This window comes from Cryobacterium sp. GrIS_2_6 (assembly GCF_035984545.1).
GTDB lineage: Bacteria > Actinomycetota > Actinomycetes > Actinomycetales > Microbacteriaceae > Cryobacterium.
The window spans coordinates 758,831-778,924 of record NZ_JAXCHP010000001.1 but is presented as its reverse complement, the minus strand read 5'-3'; the positions used below and the strand labels follow the sequence as shown (position 1 = coordinate 778,924).

General features: G+C 69.1%; 15 protein-coding genes. 4 read left to right on the top strand and 11 right to left on the bottom strand.

Annotated elements, in window-relative coordinates; all coding sequences use genetic code 11:
• Positions 1-64: 64 nt before the first annotated feature.
• The 7 genes from RCH22_RS03735 to RCH22_RS03705 all read right to left on the bottom strand — a co-directional run bounded on the left by RCH22_RS03735 (position 65) and on the right by RCH22_RS03705 (position 8,172).
• Entirely contained in the window at positions 65-1,726 is a 1,662-nt protein-coding gene (locus RCH22_RS03735) for a DUF222 domain-containing protein (protein ID WP_327012901.1), read from the bottom strand.
• A 334-nt stretch (positions 1,727-2,060) separates the two neighbouring features.
• Positions 2,061-3,212 carry a VIT1/CCC1 family protein gene (locus tag RCH22_RS03730; RefSeq protein WP_327012900.1) on the bottom strand — a complete coding sequence of 384 codons (1,152 nt, stop codon included), beginning with the start codon at positions 3,210-3,212 and terminating at the stop codon, positions 2,061-2,063.
• A gap of 5 nt (positions 3,213-3,217) precedes the next feature.
• On the bottom strand, positions 3,218-3,526 hold the full coding sequence (locus RCH22_RS03725) for a hypothetical protein (RefSeq protein ID WP_327012899.1): 309 nt from the start codon (positions 3,524-3,526) through the stop codon (positions 3,218-3,220).
• A complete protein-coding gene (gatB, locus tag RCH22_RS03720) occupies positions 3,526-5,031 on the bottom strand; it encodes an Asp-tRNA(Asn)/Glu-tRNA(Gln) amidotransferase subunit GatB (protein ID WP_327012898.1) in 1,506 nt (501 codons plus the stop codon). Before gatB ends, RCH22_RS03725 begins: the two co-directional genes overlap by 1 nt.
• The gene (gatA, locus tag RCH22_RS03715) at positions 5,031-6,578 is read right to left on the bottom strand and encodes an Asp-tRNA(Asn)/Glu-tRNA(Gln) amidotransferase subunit GatA (protein ID WP_134447664.1); all 1,548 of its coding nucleotides are present in this window, start codon (positions 6,576-6,578) and stop codon (positions 5,031-5,033) included. The genes gatB and gatA overlap by 1 nt, the downstream gene beginning before the upstream one ends.
• 2 nt (positions 6,579-6,580) lie before the next feature.
• A complete protein-coding gene (gatC, locus tag RCH22_RS03710; RefSeq protein ID WP_134447662.1) occupies positions 6,581-6,877 on the bottom strand; it encodes an Asp-tRNA(Asn)/Glu-tRNA(Gln) amidotransferase subunit GatC in 297 nt (98 codons plus the stop codon).
• Positions 6,878-6,912: 35 nt separating this feature from the next.
• The gene (locus RCH22_RS03705; protein ID WP_327012897.1) at positions 6,913-8,172 is read right to left on the bottom strand and encodes an alpha/beta hydrolase; all 1,260 of its coding nucleotides are present in this window, start codon (positions 8,170-8,172) and stop codon (positions 6,913-6,915) included.
• A 256-nt stretch (positions 8,173-8,428) separates the two neighbouring features.
• Between RCH22_RS03705 and RCH22_RS03700 the strand changes: the two genes are divergently transcribed.
• Together RCH22_RS03700 and RCH22_RS03695 are read left to right on the top strand one after the other, a co-directional pair.
• Entirely contained in the window at positions 8,429-8,965 is a 537-nt protein-coding gene (locus RCH22_RS03700) for a PadR family transcriptional regulator (protein ID WP_327012896.1), read from the top strand.
• A complete protein-coding gene (locus RCH22_RS03695; RefSeq protein ID WP_327012895.1) occupies positions 8,962-9,726 on the top strand; it encodes an alpha/beta hydrolase in 765 nt (254 codons plus the stop codon). Before RCH22_RS03700 ends, RCH22_RS03695 begins: the two co-directional genes overlap by 4 nt.
• Before the next feature lie 21 nt (positions 9,727-9,747).
• Here the strand turns inward: RCH22_RS03695 and ligA are convergent, their stop codons facing one another.
• The 3 genes from ligA to RCH22_RS03680 all read right to left on the bottom strand — a co-directional run bounded on the left by ligA (position 9,748) and on the right by RCH22_RS03680 (position 14,774).
• On the bottom strand, positions 9,748-12,084 hold the full coding sequence (gene ligA / locus RCH22_RS03690; protein WP_327012894.1) for an NAD-dependent DNA ligase LigA: 2,337 nt from the start codon (positions 12,082-12,084) through the stop codon (positions 9,748-9,750).
• Positions 12,077-13,300 carry a tRNA 2-thiouridine(34) synthase MnmA gene (gene mnmA, locus RCH22_RS03685; protein WP_327012893.1) on the bottom strand — a complete coding sequence of 408 codons (1,224 nt, stop codon included), beginning with the start codon at positions 13,298-13,300 and terminating at the stop codon, positions 12,077-12,079. Before mnmA ends, ligA begins: the two co-directional genes overlap by 8 nt.
• Positions 13,301-13,538: 238 nt before the next feature.
• Entirely contained in the window at positions 13,539-14,774 is a 1,236-nt protein-coding gene (locus RCH22_RS03680; protein ID WP_327012892.1) for a cysteine desulfurase family protein, read from the bottom strand.
• 84 nt (positions 14,775-14,858) lie between these two features.
• Between RCH22_RS03680 and glgX the strand changes: the two genes are divergently transcribed.
• Entirely contained in the window at positions 14,859-16,901 is a 2,043-nt protein-coding gene (gene glgX / locus RCH22_RS03675; RefSeq protein WP_327012891.1) for a glycogen debranching protein GlgX, read from the top strand.
• Between the two features lie 87 nt (positions 16,902-16,988).
• Positions 16,989-17,480 carry a Cys-tRNA(Pro) deacylase gene (gene ybaK, locus RCH22_RS03670; RefSeq protein WP_134532286.1) on the top strand — a complete coding sequence of 164 codons (492 nt, stop codon included), beginning with the start codon at positions 16,989-16,991 and terminating at the stop codon, positions 17,478-17,480.
• Here the strand turns inward: ybaK and glgP are convergent.
• The gene (gene glgP, locus RCH22_RS03665; RefSeq protein WP_327012890.1) at positions 17,477-20,065 is read right to left on the bottom strand and encodes an alpha-glucan family phosphorylase; all 2,589 of its coding nucleotides are present in this window, start codon (positions 20,063-20,065) and stop codon (positions 17,477-17,479) included. The genes ybaK and glgP overlap by 4 nt on opposite strands.
• Positions 20,066-20,094: the final 29 nt, after the last annotated feature.

Here is a 20,094-nt window from a genome sequence, read left to right as displayed (position 1 = left end):
GTTCCCGTGAACGTGTCAGCCCGCGTCCGGCATGGCCCCCGTTCGCCCCGGTAAGTCGGGCCGGTCAGTCGCGTCTGGGTGGTCCGGTGAGGACCTGGTGGGCGCGGTGTCGGTTTGGTGGCCGCCAGAGCCGGTGCGGGTCGATCAACCCGGGGGCCCGGACCTGCGGTGATCCTTTCACCATGCGGATCTCCCACCCCGAGGTGTCGATGGTGTGGTGGTGGAACCAACACAGGAGCACCCCGTTGTCCACGTTCGTCGGGCCGCCGGTGGCCCACGGCTTCACATGGTGCACCTCGGCCCAGTGCGCCGGGGCCTTGCACCCGGGGATGATGCAGCCGCCGTCCCGGGCGGTGATCGCCCGGCGTTGGGCCCGGTTGAAGTAGCGCCGTTCCGGACCGAGCTTGAGGACTTGGTTGTTCGCCCCGAACAGGACCCCTTGGAAGCCGCCGTCACAGATGCGCTGATGCACCGTCTTGAGCGACACCGGCGCTTCGACCCCGTCGATCCACCCGACCCCGATCCCGGAGGCGAGGTCGGCCGCGTTCACGTGCACCATCACCGTCGGCGCCGACCCGCCCATGCTGGGCGTGTCCGTGTCCCGGGCGGCGTGTTCGAACAACGCCTGCAGGATGTCAGCGCGTTTCTCCCCGCCCGTGCGGGTGTCCGCGCGCCGCTCCCGCAGCTCCGCCTCGATCACGTCAAGATCCGGGCCCGTGTCGGTCTCGCCGTCCGCTGCCTCGGCGCCGGGGACCAACTGCCCCGAATCCATCAGGGCCTGTTCCTCGGCGGTGGGGAACGCCGGGCGGGCGTGGAAGCTCAGGAAAGCGTCGAAGAGGGTGTTCATCACCCCGAACAATTCCGGTGTCACCCCACCCTTCACCGGATACAAGCCGTTCTTGAGTTGTCCGAAGCCGATGTTGGACTTCGCCTCGAACACGTCCTCCTGCGGGAGCACCCCGTCGGGGTCGAGGATGGCCTGCCACTGCGCGACCATGCCCCGGATCAGGTCCGTGGTCACCGGCACTCCTGCCCCGGCCAAATCCTCCGTCTCCGGGGTGATCAGCCCGGCCGCCGTGGCGACCAGGGCACGCTCCGCCGTCAACAAGTCATCCGGCGCCACCCGGTGACTGATCACCTGCAACCCCTCCACGATCAACTCCGCCGTCTCCACACCGATCTCCCCAGCGGTCAGCGCGGCCCCGACCGTCGGGAACAACGGCGGCAACCAGCTACTCCCGCCGCACGGCCGCGGCAACACCGCGTCGCCGAGCTTCGTGCGCCGCTTCACCTCCCGCCCCGAAACCCGCGTCACCCGGGTGAGCACATCCCACGGACCCTTGCAGCCCATCCGCCAGGCCAGACCCTCGCGGCCGAGCACCCGGGCCCGCCGGTCCACATCCGTCGCGGTGTTCACCCGGGCCGCATCCACGGTCCGCCCGATGGCCTCCACTTCCTTCAGAGCAGCGACCGCTTCCGCATCACTGAGCAGCCCGACCGGGATCGCCGCCAGGGCCTCTGTCAGAGCGGCCTGGGCTTCGGCGAGCCGGGCGACAGCATCCGCATGAACCGATGGCACCGACCCGGCCAGACCGTCAGCGCCCTCGAAACCCACGGCAACCGCCACGGGATGGGCCGACTCGACACCCACGGTGGGCTGATCCCCATCGGCCCCGGAACGGGGTGTCTGCGGGGTGTGTGACTGGGGATCCGAAGCTCCTGCCATACCCCGATTCTACCCCGAATCGGACAGAAATACGAGACTTACTCACATAATTTTAGGCTGTCCAGCCCAAGTTTCATACCTGAAAACGAGTGCGCCGGGCCTGTGGTGGCTAACTCAGGAGATCCGCCTGGGCGGGCAGCACCGGCCAGCGCACCAGTGCGGCCGATCCCACCCGACCCCAAGAATCTCCTGAATTCACCACCGAGTGCGGGCCCGAGGCAGCAGACACCAACACCGCGGACGAGCGGTGAGACTCCGTTCGTAGTGGATGGACTGTGCAACGTCCGGCGCCGCGCGGAGCCCGACCCCCGGCCACGGATCGATCTCGAAGGCGCTACCCGAGCGAGGTGCCGAAGAGCAGGCCGAGCACGTACGTGACCCCGGCGGCCGCGAAGCCGATCAGCAGTTGGCGGAGCGCACGCCGAAGCGGCGGCCCGCCGGAGAGCAGGCCGACGATCGCACCCGTCGCGAGGAGGGCGAGACCGACGAGCACGGACGCGACCAGGATCGCCGCAAGCCCCTCCAGGCCGAACAGGTACGGCAACACGGGGAGGATGGCACCAGAGGCGAAGAAGCAGAAGCTCGAGGACGCGGCGCCCCAGCCGGTTCCGATCGCCTCGTTCTCGTCTGTCGCGGGGTCGAGTCCCCCTTGCGCGGTGTCGGCGCCCTGGACCGGGGCGGCAACCGAAACCGGTCCGGTCGCCATGGTCAGGGTGCGCAGCACCTCGTGGGCCTGCGCCTCGGCCTCTTCCGCGGCCACGCCCTGCGCCCGGTATACGAGCGTGAGCTCGTTGGCGGCGAGGTCGAGGTGCGAGAGCACCGTGCGCGCAGTCGCTTGGGGGGTGGATGCCTCGAGCAACTCCCGCTGCGACCGCACCGAGACGTACTCGCCCGCGCCCATCGACAGTGCGCCGGCGAGCAGGCCGGCAATGCCCGTGAACAGGATGGTCGCAGCGGGAACGCCGGTCGCGCCGATACCGAGCACGAGGGCGAGGTTGGAGACGAGCCCGTCGTTGATGCCGAACACGGCTGCTCGGAACGACCCGGCGAGGCGCTGGCGTCCGCGGGCGGCGAGTCCGCGCACGACCTCCTCGTGGATGCGTTCGTCGGCAGCCATCGTCTTCGTCGCGTCGACGTCGGAATCGTATGGCGAGCGCGCTTCCGCCCGCTGGGCGAGCGCGAGCACGAAGACGGAACCGAATCGTCTCGCGAGGAACCCGAGGAACCGGGTGCGCACCGCTCCACGTTTCGGCGGGCCGGCCTGGTCGCCGAGCAGGTCCCGCCAATGCGCCTCGTGGCGGGCTTCCGCCTCGGCGAGGGCGAGCAGGATCTCCTTCTCCTCACCGGTCCGGCGGGAGGCGAGGTCGCGGTAGACCGCGGCCTCCGCGCGTTCATCGGCGAGGTACTGGCGCCAGCGACGAATGTCAGCGGGGGTCGCCGTGGACTCAGCACTCGCGGAATCGAAACGTTCCTGGGCTGCGCTCATCGCGATCACGCTTCCGGGGCCGGTTCGAGGGAGGTCTGGGCGACCCGGGCTGACTCGTGCGGGCCCGAGCCGTCGAGCCCGTAGAAGGGTTCGTCGAACTGCACGGTCCAGATCGCCTCCCGACCGGAGACCGGGGCGTAGAGGGCCGCGCCGTCGGTGTCCCCCGCGCCGACGATGACGCCGATGGGGTCTTCGACCATCGACTCCGGGTAGCGGCTCCGGTCGAGCCGCACCAGGACCTGCATCCCGACGCCGAAAACGGCGCGGCTCGCGGCCCCGTCCGGTGCGGGCTCACGTCGCTTCCAGAGGGCCATTACTCGGCCGTTCCTGCCCTCTCGAGGACGAGTTCCCGTACCCGCGCGGCATCCGCTTGCCCACGCATGGCCTTCATGACGGCACCGATCACGGCGCCGGCCGCCTGGACCTTGCCGTCGCGGATCTTCGCGAGCACGTCGGGCTGGGAGGCGAGAGCGAGATCGATGGCCTCGATGAGCGGGCCGTCGTCGGAAACGACGGCAAGACCGCGGATGTCCACGACCTCGAGCGGGGTGCCTTCGCCGGCGATGACACCCTCGAGCACCTGGCGGGCCAGGCGGTCGGTCAGCGTTCCCGCGGTGACGAGTTCGATCAGCGCGGCGAGCTGCACCGGCTCGACGAGGGAGTCCGCGGAGACGCCGGCGACGTTCGCGAGACGGGCGACCTCGCCGGTCCACCACTTGCGGGAGGACTGGGCGGATGCCCCGGCTGCGACGGTGGCCTCGACCGCGTCGAGCAGGTCGGAGTTGACGACGTCCTGGAACTCCAGGTTGGCGAAGCCCCAGTCGGCCTGGAGGCGCTTGCGGCGTGCCGCGGGCGGCTCCGGCAGGGTGGCGCGAAGTTCTTCGACCCAGGCGCGGGAGGGCGCGACGGGGACGAGGTCGGGCTCCGGGAAGTAGCGGTAGTCGTCGGCGTCGGACTTGGGCCGGCCTGCGGACGTGATGCCGGTGTCCTCGTGCCAGTGCCGGGTCTCCTGCGTGATCGTTCCGCCGGCGGCGAGGAGTGCGGCCTGGCGCTGGATCTCGTAACGGACGGCACGTTCGACGCTGCGGAGCGAGTTGACGTTCTTGGTCTCCGTGCGGGTGCCGAGCTTTCCGGAGCCGCGCGGGCGCAGGGACACGTTGGCGTCGCAGCGCACGTTGCCCTCTTCCATCCGCGCGTTGGACACCCCGAGCGCCTTGACGATCTCGCGGATCGCGGCAACGTAGGTGCGTCCGATCTCGGGAGAGTCGGCCTCGCCGCCCTCGATCATCTGCGTGACGATCTCGACGAGGGGCACGCCGCCGCGGTTGTAGTCGACGAGCGAGTAGTCGGCGCCCTGGATCCGGCCGGTCGCGCCGCCGACATGGGTGAGCTTGCCGGCGTCGTCTTCCATGTGGGCGCGTTCGATGTCGATCGTGACCTGGCGGCCGCTCTCGAGTTCGATCGTGAGCTGCCCGTTGAACGCGATCGGCTCGTCGTACTGCGAGGTCTGGAAGTTCTTCGCTGTGTCGGGGTAGAAGTAGTTCTTGCGGGCGAAGCGCGAGTATTCCGCGATTTCGCAGCCGAGGGCGAGCCCGAGGCGGATGCTCGACTCGATCGCCTTCGCGTTCACCTGTGGGAGCCCGCCGGGGAGACCGAGGCAGGTCGGGCAGGTGTTCGTGTTCGCGCCCTGGCCGAATTCGTTGGCGCAGCCGCAGAACATCTTGGTCTTGGTGTTGAGTTCGACGTGCACCTCGAAGCCGAGCACCGGCTCGAACAGTTCGAGGGCCTTGTCGTAATCCATCAGTTCAGCCTTTTTCATCAGACGGCTCCCCCTTCGCTCGCGAACATTTGTGTGGGTGCCAGTTTCGGCGCAAGGCTGAGCAGGGTGTGTCCCCAGTGCGCTTCGAGCAGCTGCTCGACGGCGGCACCGAAGGTGTACAGGCGGGCGTCCTGCTTGGCGGGCGCCATCACCTGCAGCCCGACGGGCAGGCCGTCCTCCGGCGCGAGGCCCATCGGCAGGCTCATTCCCGGGATGCCGGCGAGGTTCGCCGGGATCGTGGTGACATCGTTGAGGTACATCGCCATCGGGTCGTCCATCTTCTCGCCGAACTTGAACGCCGTCGTCGGCGCGCTCGGGGACAACAACACGTCGACCTTCTCGAATGCGGCGTCGAAGTCGCGCTGGATCAGGGTGCGCACCTTCTGGGCGCTGCCGTAGTACGCGTCGTAGTAGCCTGCGCTCAGGGCGTAGGTGCCGAGGATGATGCGGCGCTTGACCTCGGGTCCGAAACCGGCGTCGCGCGTCGCGGCCATGACCCGTTCGCTCGTGAGCGGTCCCTCTGCGGGGTCCACGCGGATGCCGAAACGCACCGAGTCGAAGCGGGCGAGGTTGCTCGAGGCCTCGGCGGGGAGGATCAGGTAATACGCGGCGACGGCATATTCGAAGCTCGGTGCGCTGACCTCTTCGATCTCGGCGCCGGCTGCGACGAGCATGGCGAGGGTTTCGTTGAAGCGCTGCAGGACTCCGGGCTGGAACCCGGGACCGGACAGCTCCTTGACGACACCGATCCGGACGCCGGTGAGGGCACCGTCGACCCGGCCCGCGATCGCGGCGGCGGCCATCGAGGGCCAGCGGTCGGTCAGCGAGGTGGAGTCGAGCGGGTCGTGGCCGCTGAGAACGTCGTGCAGAAGCGCGGCGTCGTAGACGGTGCGGCTGACCGGTCCGACCTGGTCGAGCGATGAGGCCAGCGCGATCGCACCGTAACGGGAGACGCCGCCGTATGTCGGCTTGACTCCGACAGATCCGGTGACGGCTGCGGGCTGGCGGATCGATCCGCCGGTGTCACTGCCGAGGGCCAGGGGCGCTTCGAACGCACTCACCGCTGCGGCGGATCCTCCGCCGGAGCCGCCGGGAATCCGGTCGAGGTCCCAGGGGTTGTGGGTCGGGCCGTACGCGGAGAACTCGGTGGACGAGCCCATCGCGAATTCGTCCATGTTGGTCTTGCCGAGCGGAATCAGCCCGGCTTCGCGGACGAGCCGCACGACCGTGGCGTCGTAGGGCGGGATCCAGCCCTCGAGGATCTTCGAGCCGGCGGTCGAGGGCATGTCGCGCGTCGCGAGCACGTCCTTGATGGCGATGGGCACGCCCGCGAGCGGACCCAGTACGGCACCGGCGGCGCGCTGGGCGTCCACGACGGCGGCCGCGGCGAGGGCGTTCGCCCCTGCCACGTGCAGGAACGCGTGTACGTCGGTGTCGACGGCCGCGATGTGGTCGAGATGGGCCTGCGTTGCCTCGACGGAGCTGACGGCCCCGCTCGTGAGGAGGATGGACAGGTCGGCGGCGGAGAGGCGGGTGAGATCGGTCATGGTTACTCCTCGTCCAGGATCGCGGGCACGCGGAATTTGTCGCCGTCGCGGTCGGTCGAGCCGGAAAGCGCTTCTTCGACGGACAGAGACGGCACGACGACGTCGGCGCGGAAAACGTTGGTCAACGGCATCGGGTGGCTCGTCGCGGGAACTTCGGGCGTTGCGACTTCGGCGACCTTCGCCACCGAGTCCACGATCTGGCCGAGTTCGGCGGTGAGGCGGGTGATCTCCTCCGGGCTGAGGTCGATCCGGGCGAGGTTTGCCAAGTGCGCAACCTGCTCGGCCGTGATTTCAGACATGTTGCTCCGATTGTGGTTGAGGTGAATACCCAATTCTATTCGGAGCCGTTGGTGACCAAATCCGCGTTGTCCGTTCCGATCAGCGCCATGTTGTGCAGCGACTCGCTCCCTGGCTCGAAATACGCGTTGTGGCCGAGCGAGGCCGTGAGGCTGGCCCCGGTGATCCGGTCGGTCGAACCGCCGACCCCGAGCGGATGCGCCCCGTACGATTCGGCCCCTGGGTCACTCCCGAAGAAGGCACTATTGACGGCCGGATCCCAGTCGGCCTTGCCGACCCAGACGTTCTCGCCGGTCACATGAAGGCTGGCGGCGGACTGGATCTGGCTGCCCGGCGATCCGACGAGCACGAGGGCGTCGACATCGAAGGAGCCGCGGGCGAGGGCGGTGAGCGCGACGGTCGAGCCGTAGGAGTGCGCATAGACGGAGATGAAGGGCTGGTGCGCCCCACGGTCCGAGCGGATGCCGAGCGAGGACTTCTCGAGGAAGTCGGCTCCGACGATGGCCTTGTCGAGGCCGCCGACGCTGAACAGGTCGGGGACCTCGTAGCCGATCCAGGCGACCGTCGCGATGCCGGCATGCACCTGGCCCGCGCCCTGGGCCGCCCCCTGGGCTGCGCGTTCGGCGAGCACCTTCTCCTGTTCCCTGTACAGGGCGTTCGCCGTGTCCGTCCAGTGCACGATCTCGGCCTCGACGGTGTAGTTCATTCCGGGAACGAGGAAGCCGACGTAGTCGGCGGTGTCGGGATTGCCGAGCGCGATGGCCGCGCGACCGCCGCCCGTGCTGTCGAGCAGGATCAGGGAGCGGCGCGGTCCCGCGTCGGCCTGCCTGAGGGCGGTGCGCACCTGGTCGAGGATGACGAGCTCGTGGGTGGCGCTCGTGCGGTCGTCGTCGCTCAGCGTGCCCGCGAGGCGCTGCTGGGTGTCGGTGATGCTCTCGTTGAGGTATCGGGCGTTCGCCCGGCCACGCTCCCGGAACGGGATGCCCTCGAGGTTGCCGACGAGGCGGGGTGCCGCGGCGATGAGCGAGGAGCGTTCGGTGCCGCCGAGTGACGTCCACCAGCCGGTGACCTCTGTCGCGGCCGGCGGAACAGCGAGGAGGGAGTCGAGCTGTTCGGGGAAGTCCAGCACGAAGCTCGAGATGTCTGCGACCGAGAGCCGGGCAAGCCCGGCGAGGAGGCTCGACCCGCGCAGGAAGCGGAGGGAGTTGACGTCTCCATCGATCGACACGACCGGTTCGAGTCCGACGGGTTGCAGTCCCAGGTCGGTGTCGCTCGATACGACCGCGTATTCGTGCACCTGAAAGGCCTCGCTGGCCCCATTGAATACCAGCGAGGATGCAAGAAGAATTGCCGCGCCTAACAGCAAACCTGGGTACGTCCCCTCACGAACACCGAGCGGTGGATCGGCACGGTATCAAGTGCACACCCTGCACTTTTAGAGTATCGAAGAATGCGCCCGTTGGGGATGAACTTTGTCCCCGGTCCGGGTGCAAATATTCGAGCAGTGAAACCGGGTATTGCGCAAGGGCATATATGCGTGATCTTATATAAGCATGTCGCTGACCATTGCTTTGCTCGGGATGCTCGAGCTCTCGCCCCTCTCCGGGTACGACCTCAATAAGAGGATCGAGGCATCCGTCCTTCATTTCTGGTCTGCGGATCAGTCCCAGATCTATCGCACGCTCAGCCGCCTGGTCGCTGACGGACTCGCCGAGGTCACGGTCATCGCCCAGGACGGCAAGCCCGACCGGCGCGAACACCGGATCACCCCGGCGGGTCACGCGGCCCTCGACGCCGCGCTCAGGGCGCCGCTGGAACCTGAGACCCCGCACGAGTCCTTCCTGATGCGCATCTTCTTCGCCGGCGCGCTCGGAATCGACGGCGTCCGCGAACTCCTTCGAGCGCGCAGGGAGGAAGCGGCCCGGCTGCTCGCGCGCCTGACCACGATCGAGGCCCGGGATCCCGGGCGACCGGAAACCATCGGCCAGGCCCTGCGACGGGCGACGCTCCGCAACGGAATCGTCCACGCCGAGGCGGAACTCGCCTGGCTGGACGAGACCGAATCCGTCCTGGTCACGGCCGCACGGTGACCGGGTATCCGCTCGAGCACGGCGCCGAGGCCCCTGGCTCGGAGACGATCGTGTTGCTGCACGGCGGCACCGTGGCCTCCTGGTCCTGGCAGCCGCAAGTCGAGGGCATGCCGGACCGGCACGTCCTCACACCGGACCTGCCGGGGTTCGGCTCCCGGTCGGGGGAAGAGTGGCATTCGCTGGATCGCACCGCTGACGACGTGGCCGAGATCATCCGCTCCCGGGCCAGGGGCGGGAGCGCCCACGTGATCGGGCTCTCACTCGGAGGGCTCGTGGCCGTGCACCTGATGGCCCGGCACCCGGCGCTGATCCGGTCCTGTCTGATCTCGGGCGCACCCGTGACCGGCATCCATGGAGCTGCCCGGTTCCTCAACACCCTCCAGCTGCGACTGTGGGACCGGGCCTGGTACTGGAAGGCGCAGGCGAAGGCGTTCGGGCTGCCTGCCGACGCCGTCGACCTGTTCGTCGACAACGGCCTGGGCATCCGGGCAGACAACGCGGCACGCGTGTTCGCGGACGTCAACCGGGGCGGCTGCCCGGATTCGCTCGGCGACTACCGGGGTCCGCTCCTCGCCGTCGCCGGGGGGAAGGAATCGCGCCTGGTGCGGCGCGGCTTTCCAGAACTGCGCAGCAGGCTCCCGCAGACACTCACCTGGATCGCTCCCGGCATGCACCACGTCTGGAGCATCGAGAACGTCGGACTCTTCAACCGGATGGTCCTCGGCTGGGTCGATCACCGGACGGTTCCCGAACCGGACTGACCGGCGACCGATCCGACCCCGTCAGTCGGTCGGTGACGTGGCCGTACCGTCTGTCCCGTCGGCGCCGGTCTCGTCGGCGACGGTCTCGTCGGCGACGGCGCCATCAGCCGCGTCGAGCGCGGCGGGGCCGCCGGTGACGAGGAGCCGGAATTGCGCTGCGTCGAGGATGCGCAGCCCGAGGGCCCCCGCCTTGGTGAGCTTGGAACCTGCGCCCGGTCCGGCGGCCACGAAGTCGGTATTCTTCGACACGCTCGACGCGCTCTTTCCGCCGGCGGAGATGATCGCCTCCTGGGCTTCTTCTCTGGTGTAGCCCTCGATCGACCCGGTCGCGACGACGGTGAGCCCGGCGAGCACTCCCCCGGCGGCCGCGGCAGCGCCGGGTCCCGGGTGGCCCGGCGTCCGGAACTGAACGCCGGCGGCGGTCCACTGGTCCACGATGTCGCGGTGCCAGTCCACCTCGAACCAGTCGATGATGGCGTCTGCGATGATGCCGCCGACGCCGTCTACCTCGGCGAGCTCGTCGCGCGTCGCGGCTCGGATCGCGTCGAGGCTGCCGAAGTGGCCGGCGACGGCGCGCGCCGCGACCGGGCCGACGTGGCGGATGTTGAGCGACACCAGAAGGCGCCAGAGCGGTTTCGTTTTGGCGAGTTCGATCTCGGCGAGCAGCTTGATCGCACTCGAGGACGGCTGCAGACCGGTGAGGCCTGCCCGCTTCTCTGCAGCCGTCGGGTTCCGCCGGAACGGGGTGCGCAGCCGGTTCGTGCCGTCCGCCTCCTCGCGGGGCAGCCCGGTCTCGGCATCGCGCACGACGACCTCGATCGGGGTCAGGTCGTCGAGGGTGAGGTCGAAGAGGCCGGCTTCCGTGCGCAGCGGCGGCTCGATCGGCACGGTCGGCTGGGTGAGGGCGGCCGCGGCCACCTCGCCGAGCACCTCGATGTCGAGCGCGCCGCGGGACCCGATGTGCTCGACACGCCCGCGCACCTGGGCCGGGCAACTGCGCGCGTTCGGGCAGCGCAGGTCGATGTCGCCCTCCTTGGCCGGCGCGAGCGGGGTACCGCACTCCGGGCAGTTCGCCGGCATCACGAACGCGCGTTCGCTGCCGTCGCGCAGTTCGACGACCGGCCCGAGGATCTCGGGGATCACGTCGCCGGCCTTCCGCAGCACGACGGTGTCGCCGATCAGCACCCCCTTGGCCTTCACGACGTCCTGGTTGTGCAGGGTGGCCTGCCGCACCTCGGAGCCCGCGACCCGCACTTTCTGCATCACGGCGAAGGGGGTGGCGCGCCCGGTGCGGCCGACGCTGACGACGATGTCGAGCAGCTTGGTGTTCACCTGTTCCGGCGGGTACTTGTAGGCGATCGCCCAGCGTGGCGCCCGGCTCGTTGCGCCCAGTTCGGCGTGCAGGGCGAGTTCGTCGACCTTGATCACGATGCCGTCGATCTCGTGGGACACACTCGCCCGGTGCTCGCCGTAGTACGCGATGAAGGCGGATGCCCCGCTCGCGTCCGGCTCGACGCGGAAGTAGCTGCTCGTCGGCAGTCCCCAGCCGGCCAGGAGTCCGTAGACCGCGGACTGGGCGTCGGCCTTCGGATCGGCCCAGGCTCCGACGCCGTGCACGAGCATCCGCAGCCGGCCGAGCCGCGCTCGCATCAGTCGCAGGGCCTCCGGGCTCTTGCCCTCCGCCTTCTGGCGCAGCGAGCCGGCCGCGGCGTTGCGCGGGTTGGCGAAGGGGCGTTCCCCGGCGGCGACCTGCTGGGCGTTGAGGTCCGCGAAGGCGACGACGGGGAAGAAGACCTCGCCGCGCACCTCCATCAGCGGCGGATGCCCGGTGCCTGACAGTCGCTCGGGGATGCCGGGCACCCAGTAGATGTTCTCGGTGACGTCCTCGCCGACGACGCCGTCGCCGCGGGTCGCCGCCGTGACGAGCACGCCGTCCTCGTAGCGGAGGTTGATCGCGAGGCCGTCGATCTTGAGTTCGCACAGGTAGTGAACGGGGCGGCCGGCGTCCCGCTCGACCTTGGCGGCCCAGGCCTCGAATTCCTCGACCGAGAAGACGTTGTCGAGGCTCAGCATCCGCTCGGCGTGCTGCACGGGCGCGAAGAGGCTCGTCTCGGCCCGGCCTCCGACGGTCTGGGTGGGGCTGTCCTGGCTCGCGAGCTCGGGAAACTCACCCTCGAGAACCGCGAGCCGGCGGACGAGCGCGTCATAGTCGGCGTCGGAGATGACGACCTCGTTGCGCTCGTAGTACGCGTCTCTGGCGTCGATGATGCGCGAGGTGAGGTCGGCGACCTCGGCGGCGGCCTGCTGGAGCTCCGGCGGCGTGGAGTCGTCTGGCGCGGCGCTCGCGGCGTCAGGCACGGGCGGCGGGAACGGCGACCGGGGCTGGTTCAACGGCAGCGGACGGCACGGGTACGGCGCTCACGGTGCGGTCGATCGTGCACTGGCCGAGCACCCGGGTGCCGACGTAGAGCACCGCGGTCTGGCCGGGGGCGACGCCTGTCAGGGGCTCGCGCGGCGTGATGACGAGTTCGGTCGCGACTGCGCCGGCCGAGTCTGCGTCGGTTGCTCCTGCACCGGCCGGTTCTGCGCCGGACGGGACCGGAACGCTCACGACCTGCGCGACGGCGGGCACCGGGTCGGCGTGCGCGCGGATCTGCACGTCGCAGTCGAAGGCGTTCCCGGGGTGCTCCGGCGCCAGGCCGGTCCACGTGAACTTCGAGCCGGCGATGAGGCCGATCGCGAGCGCCTCCTTCGGGCCGACGACGACGGTGTTGGTGATCGGGCGTACCTCGAGCACGAAGCGCGGCTTGCCGTCTGCGGCCGGTGTGCCGATCTGGAGGCCCTTGCGCTGGCCGACGGTGAACGCGGCGGCGCCCTCGTGCCTGCCGAGGGTGTTGCCTTCGCGGTCGAGGATGTCGCCTGCGGATGCCGGGACGCGCTCGGCGAGCCAGCCGCGGGTGTCGCCGTCAGGAATGAAGCAGATGTCGTAGGAGTCCGGCTTGGTCGCGACCGAGAAGCCGCGCTCGGCGGCCTCCGCACGCACCTCAGCCTTGGACGGCGTCTCGCCGAGCGGGAACATCGAGTGCGCGAGCTGCTCGGCGGTCAGCACGCCGAGCACGTAGGACTGGTCTTTCGCCCAGGCGCTCGCGCGGTGCAGTTCGCGGTTCCCCGCGGCATCCGTCTGGATACTCGCGTAATGGCCAGTGCAGACGGCGTCGAAGCCGAGGTCGATCGCCTTGTCGAGCAGGGCGGCGAACTTGATGCGCTCGTTGCAGCGCATGCAGGGGTTCGGGGTGCGGCCGGCCGCGTATTCGGCGATGAAGTCGTCGACGACGTCGAGCTTGAACCGCTCGGAGAAGTCCCAGACGTAATAGGGGATGCCGATGATGTTCGCGGCCCGCTGGGCGTCCATCGAGTCCTCGATGGTGCAGCAGCCGCGGCTGCCGGTGCGCAGGGTTCCGGGCATGCGGCTCAGGGCGAGGTGCACGCCGACGACCTCGTGCCCCGCCTCAACCGCGCGCGCCGCCGCCACCGCGGAGTCGACTCCGCCACTCATTGCTGCCAAAACCTTCACCGGGCAAGTGTAATCGGACGGACCGGTTTGGCCAACGCGCGGCCGGCGCGCTTCGTCACGGCCCTGGAGGGGAACTCCGCGATCCGGCGGAGAACCGCGCCCGTTTCCGCAGGCCGCTCCCGAAACGGCGGGCGCGGCCTGCCGAAATCCGCGCGGCCGCGACCCCGGGCGGGCACGGCCCGCGGAAACCCGCGCGGCCGCGACCCGGGGCGGGTCAGCGTTTTGGGTCAGCGGGCAGTCAGCGGGTGGGCACGCGGTCGTTCATGCCGGCGCGGCTGGCCTGGGCGTGCGCTGCAGGCAGCGCGGCGAGGAAGGCATCGACGTCCGCGTCCGTCGAATCGCGGCCGAGGGTGATCCGCAGGGCGCTGCGGGCCTCCGCCTCGCTGCGGCCCATGGCGCGCAGCACGTGGGAGGGCTCCGGGATGCCGGCCTGGCACGCCGATCCGGTCGATACGGAGATTCCGGCGGCGTCGAGCAGGAAGAGGAGCGACTCCCCCTCGCAGCCGGGGAAGGTGAAGTGGGCGTTGCCGGGCAAGCGCTGTTCATCCGGCCCGTCGGGTGCCGCACCATTGAGCACCGCGGTGGGCACGACGGCGAGCACCCCCGCGATCAGCCGGTCGCGGAGCGCCCTCAGGCGCACGTTGCGGGCGGGCAGGTCGCCGAGGGCGGATGCCGCGGCCGCGAACGCGATCGCCGCTGCGACGTCCTGGGTACCGCTCCGAACCTGGCGTTGCTGGCCGCCGCCGTGGATCAGCGGGACGATACTGGCCCGGCGCGACAGCACGAGTGCTCCGATGCCGACCGGCCCGCCGATCTTGTGGGCGGAGAGGCTGAGGGCGACGATGCCGCCCGCAGAGCCTCCGGCGCCGCCAGACCTGCCGGTGCGGCCCGCGCCGCTGAGCGCGCGGAAGTCGATCGGCACCTGGCCGTACGCGGACACGGCGTCGATATGCACCGGGATCCCCTGGATGGCGGCCAGCTCGCCGATCTCGGCGACGGGCTGCAGGGTACCGACTTCGTTGTTCGCGGCAAGCAGGCTGAGCAGTGCGACCTCCTCTGCGCCTGTCGCAAGGGCATCCGCCACCCGGGCCGGGTCAACCCGGCCTGCCCGGTCGAGCGGAAGCCACCCGGGTTCTGCGCCGTCGTGGTTTTCGAGCCACTCGACGGTGTCCATGGTCGCGTGGTGCTCGCCTCCGGGGACGACGATGCGCCTGCGCGGCGCACGCGCCCAGAACAGGCCCTTGAGGGCGAGGTTGATCGCCTCGGTGCCTCCCCCGGTGAATACGACCTCGATCGGGTCGCAGCCCACACTCCGTGCGACGGTCTCGCGGGCTTCCTCGAGCATCCGCTTGGCATTCTGGCCCTGGCTGTGGATGGAGGCGGGGTTTCCGACGACGCTCATAGCGTCGACGTAGGCCTCGATGGCCGTTGGCAGCATCGGCGTCGTCGCGGCGTGGTCGAGATAAATCGACAAAATACCCTCTTCCGCTCGGTTTTCGGCTGGCTGCGCGTGCGCCGGTGGTCACGGCCAGTCTGCGTACTCATTACTCTAGAACGCATGACTCACGCCGATCCCCTGCACAACCTCGGCGTGCGGCTTTCAGCCGGGGTCGGCGAACTCCGTGTCTATTCGCGGAACGCCGAGGCCATGGACCTCTGCATCTTCGACGCCACGGACCCGAACTGGATCGTCAAGACCGTGCCGATGACCCGCGACGCGGACAATGTCTGGTCCGGTCGCAGTCGCACCCTGTCCGCTGGCCGACACTACGGCATCCGTGTCTCGGGGCCTGCCGCGCCCACGAATTCGTTCCACCCCGAGAAGACCATGGTCGAGCCCTATTCGCGAGGCCTCGTCAGGGTCGGCCCTGAGCAGTGGCAGTCCTCCGTCGTCGACGACGCCTTCGATTGGGCCGGTTCGGTGAAGCCGAAGATCGCGCTCGACCACACCGTCGTCTATGAGGCGCACGTGCGGGGCATCAGCAAGCTCAACCCGGCCATTCCCGCCGACCTTCGCGGCACCTACGCAGGCCTGGCGCACGAGTCGACGATCGCCTATCTCAAGGAACTCGGCGTCACCTCGGTCGAGCTCCTCCCCGTGCAGGCGTTCGTTTCCGAACAGCGTCTGCTCAAGCAGGGTCTCACCAACTACTGGGGTTACAACACCTTCAACTTCTTCACCCCGCACGCCGACTATGCGACCATGGCGTCCCAGTCGGCAGGTCCGGAAGCCGTGCTGCGCGAGTTCAAGGGCATGGTCAAGCTCCTGCACGAAGCCGGCCTCGAGGTGATCCTCGACGTCGTCTACAACCACACCGCCGAGGAGGGTCCCGGCGGCCCCGCGAGCAGCCTCCGCGGCATCGACAACGCGACCTACTACCGCCAGAACGATGCGGGCGGCTACATCGACGTGACCGGCTGCGGCAACACCCTCAACGTCTCCAACGAGGTGCCGAGACGGATGGTGCTCGACTCACTCAAGTACTGGGCGAACGACGTGCAGATCGACGGCTTCCGTTTCGACCTCGCCGCGACGCTGAGCCGCGGAGACAACGTGGAGTTCCAGCGCGACCATCCCCTGATCAAGTCCATCCAGTCCGATCCGGAACTCGCCGGCGTCAAGCTCGTCGCCGAACCGTGGGACGTGGGCATGGGCGGCTGGCAGACCGGCAATTTCCCGGACGGCTGGACGGAGTGGAACGACCGTTACCGCGACCGGATGCGCTCCTTCTGGCTCACCGACATCGCGGCGGCCAGGGACGGCCACTCCGGGAGCGGCATCGGCCGCTTCGCGACCCGACTGGCCGGCTCCGCGAACACTTTCTCCCTCGAACGCGGCCCGCTCGCGTCGCTCAACTTCATCACGGCGCACGACGGTTTCACGATGGCCGACCTGACCGCGTACAACGTCAAGCACAACGTCGGAAACGGCGAATCCAATCGCGACGGCACCGACAGCAACAACTCGTTCAACCACGGGGCCGAGGGACCGACGCGCGACCGCGCCATCCTCGCGACCCGGCGCAAGGCGATGCGCAACCTCCTCGGCACGCTGCTGCTCTCCGCGGGCATCCCGATGCTGACGGCCGGCGACGAATTCGGTCGCAGCCAGCGCGGCAACAACAACGCGTACTGCCACGACAGCGAGCTGACCTGGCTGAACTGGGACCTCGACGACTGGCAGATCGACCTGCACCGTGTCACGAAGAAGCTGCTCCAGCTGCGTCGTGAGAACCCGGCCCTCCGCCCGGTGTGGTTCGGCCGCTCCGGCGAAACCACCCTGAGCGCGAGCGAGATGAACTGGTACAACATCGAGGGCAAGTCGATGTCTGAGGACAACTGGCACTCCCCGAAGGAGCGCACCCTGCAGTACCTCGCGGCGTCGACGCCCGAGTTCGAGGAGTTCAACCGTATCCTCCTCATCGTGCAGGGCCGCGAGCGCGACGTGACGGTGACGCTGCCAGAGCACGCCGGCGTCTCCTCGTATTCGATGCTCTGGGATTCGAGTCACGACGACCTGAGCGACGCCGTCATCGAGCACATCCCAGGCACCCGCCTGCTCGTGCCGGGTGCGTCGATGCAGTTGTTCCGGGCGAGCTAGTCCGGCCCGGTCGCAGAGGAGTCGGATCGGTGCGGAAACGTGGAGGCGTCGCTGTCGTGGAGAATCCGCAGTGTTGAAGAAATTGCAGTGGTGAAGAAGCACGACGGCGCCGGTGGGACTCCCGCGACGGTCGCGCTCACACACGCGGGCATCCGTTTCACGCCGCACGCCTATGACCACGACCCGTCGGCGACGGGGTACGGCCTCGAGGCCGCTGCCAAACTCGGGCTTGACCCGGCCAGGGTGTTCAAGACCCTGCTGGCGGATGCCGATGGCACGCTCGTCGTCGCCGTCGTGCCGGTCGCCGGCCAGCTCGACCTCAAGGCCCTGGCACACGCGGCCGGCGCCAAGAAGGCCGTGATGGCCGACCCGAAACTCGCCGAGCGGAAGACCGGCTACGTGCTCGGCGGCATCAGCCCGGTCGGGCAGAAGACCCGGCTCGCGACCGTAGTCGACGAGACCGCCCTGCTGTACGACACCGTGTTCGTGTCCGGCGGGCGTCGCGGGTTCGACATCGAGCTGGCGCCGGCGGACCTCCTCGCCGCCACCGACGCCCTCACCGCCCCCATCGCGCGCTAGCCGGCTACGGCGATCAGGCCCATCTCGGCCGAGCTCACCAGCAGGTCGTTCTTCGGGACGACGCGCACCGTGTACCCGAACGCGCCGCCTCGGTCGAGCGCGACCGTCCCCGTGAAGAGGGTCGCACCGCCCTGCTCGGGCGTGTCGGAGACGTCCGCGGTATCCGGGTCGACGACCGCCTCGAGCGCAAGGGTGTGCACGCCGCTCAGCTCATCGTTGGCCAGGCTCTTCCCGTAGACGACCTCGACGGTCACATCTGCGGGGTCGAGTCCGTTGAGCTGCACATGGGCACGCAGGTGCAGTTCGTCGCCGACCTTGGGAACGGCGGCGACCCCGCCGGATTCGACGTGGGCGACGGAGACGCCCGGCCACTTGGCGACGATGCGCCCCTTCCACACGGCGAGTTCGCGCGCAGCGCGGTAGTTGTTCGCGGACAGGCGCGCCTCGGCGGCCCCGGCAGGACGGTAGAGCTTCTGCACGTACTGGCGCACCATCCGGCCGGCGTTGAGTTCCGGGGAAAGGGTGGCGAGGGTGTGCCGGATGGAGGCGACCCAGCGTTCGGGAACACCGTCGCTGTTGCGGTCGTAGAAGCGGGGAGCGACATGGTGTTCGATGAGCTCGTAGAGCGCGTCGGCTTCGATCCGGTCCCTCTCGGCGGAGTCGCCAGCGGCATCAGCCGACGGGATAGCCCAGCCATTCTTGCCGTCGTAGTACTCAGGCCACCAGCCGTCGAGGATCGAGAGGTTCAGCGCTCCGTTGAGTGCCGCCTTCATTCCCGAGGTGCCACAGGCCTCCAGGGGACGCAGCGGATTGTTCAGCCAGACATCCGTGCCGGGGTACATCAGCTGGGCCATGCCGATGTTGTAATCGGGCAGGAACGCGATGCGGGTGCGCAGCTCCGGGTCGGCCGCGAACTGCACGACCTTCTGGATGAGGCGCTTGCCCTCTTCGTCGGCGGGGTGCGACTTGCCGGCGATCACGATCTGGATCGGGTGCTCCGGGTGCAGCAACAGGGCACGGAGCCGCTCGGGGTCGTGCAGCATCAGGGTCAGCCGCTTGTACGTCGGTACCCGGCGGGCGAACCCGATCGTGAGCACCTTCGGGTCGAAGACCTGGCCGATCCAGCCCGGCACAATGCCGCCCGGGTTCTGCACGAGCCAGGCCGCGGCGATGCGCCGGCGGGCGTCCTCTACGAACTGCAGGCGCATCGTGCCACGCACGGCCCAGAGGTCGTCGTCGGTGATCGCGGGCGACGCCCAGTCGGCCTCAGAGGTATCGCTCGTACCCAGGCGGTCCTCGGCGAGGTGAAGCAGCGAAGGGTCCGTCCAGGTCGGGGCATGCACACCGTTGGTGATCGAATCGATCGGAACGTCCTCGGCGTCGAAGCCCGGCCAGAGTCCCTTGAACATCCGTCGGCTGACCTCGCCGTGCAGCTTGGAGACGCCGTTGGCGCGCTGGCCGAGCCGCAGGCCCATCAGCGCCATGTTGAAGACGTCGGGAGACCCGCCCGGATAGTTCTCCGCGCCGAGAGCGAGGAGCTCGTCGACGCCGACACCGGGGAGGAGGTCGGTCTCGAAGTACCGCTGCACGAGGCTGCGCTCGAACCGGTCGATTCCCGCGGCCACGGGTGTGTGGGTAGTGAACACCGTTCCCGCCCGCGCGACCTGAAGGGCCTCGGCGAAACTCAGTCCGTCACCGATCAGGCTCGAGATGCGTTCGAGGCCGAGGAAGCCGGCATGGCCTTCGTTGGTGTGGAATACCTCGGGTTCCGGCCGGTTGTTGAGGGCACTCCAGACCTTGACGGCGCGGGCGCCGCCGATGCCGAGGAGCAGTTCCTGCAGCAGCCGGTGCTCGCCGCCGCCGCCGTAAAGTCGGTCCGTGACAAGGCGCAGGTCGTCCGCGTTCTCGGGGATGTCCGTATCGAGCATGAGCAGGCGGATGCGGCCGACGTTCGCCTGCCAGACCCGGGCGTGCAGGGTACGGTTGTCGGGGAGGGCGAGCGAGACCTGCACGGCGGAGCCGTCGGCACGGCGCAGCACAGACAGGGGCAGCCCGTCGGGATCGAGCAGGGGGTAGCTCTCGATCTGCCAGCCGTCCGGAGAGATCGCCTGGCTGAAGTAGCCTGCCCGGTAGAACAGGCCGACGCCGATAAGAGGGACGCCCAGGTCTGAGGCGCTCTTCAGGTGGTCACCCGCGAGGATCCCGAGGCCGCCGGAGTACTGCGGGAGCGCAGCGGCGATGCCGAACTCCGGGGAGAAGTAGGCGATCGACGCCGGCTTGTCGCCCTCGAGGCCCTGGTACCAGCGCGGTTCCTGCAGATAGGAACGCAGCCCGTCCCTGATCGAGTTGACCCAGGAGACGTATTCGTGGTCCGCGGCGAGCGCCACGAGCCGGGCCGGATCGACGGCGCCGAGCAGGGCAACGGGATCAGTGCCGATCTCGCGCCACAACTCGGGTGAGATGTGTTCGAAGAGTTGGCGGGTCGGCTCGTGCCAGGACCAGCGCAGGTTACCGGCAAGCTCATCGAGGGCTGCTAGAGCCTCGGGCACGACGGTGCGGACTGTAAATTTACGGATCGCCTTCACCGTCCCAGCCTAGAGGCGCTGGCAGGCCT

What these genes read in the sequence shown, in the direction of transcription:
- glgX (WP_327012891.1), top strand. Translation starts at nt 14,859, where the DNA reads ATGACTCACGCCGATCCCCTGCACAACCTCGGCGTGCGGCTTTCAGCC.
- RCH22_RS03735 (WP_327012901.1), bottom strand. Translation starts at nt 1,726, where the DNA reads ATGGCAGGAGCTTCGGATCCCCAGTCACACACCCCGCAGACACCCCGT.
- RCH22_RS03730 (WP_327012900.1), bottom strand. Translation starts at nt 3,212, where the DNA reads ATGAGCGCAGCCCAGGAACGTTTCGATTCCGCGAGTGCTGAGTCCACG.
- gatB (WP_327012898.1), bottom strand. Translation starts at nt 5,031, where the DNA reads ATGAAAAAGGCTGAACTGATGGATTACGACAAGGCCCTCGAACTGTTC.
- RCH22_RS03725 (WP_327012899.1), bottom strand. Translation starts at nt 3,526, where the DNA reads ATGGCCCTCTGGAAGCGACGTGAGCCCGCACCGGACGGGGCCGCGAGC.
- RCH22_RS03700 (WP_327012896.1), top strand. Translation starts at nt 8,429, where the DNA reads ATGTCGCTGACCATTGCTTTGCTCGGGATGCTCGAGCTCTCGCCCCTC.
- gatA (WP_134447664.1), bottom strand. Translation starts at nt 6,578, where the DNA reads ATGACCGATCTCACCCGCCTCTCCGCCGCCGACCTGTCCATCCTCCTC.
- gatC (WP_134447662.1), bottom strand. Translation starts at nt 6,877, where the DNA reads ATGTCTGAAATCACGGCCGAGCAGGTTGCGCACTTGGCAAACCTCGCC.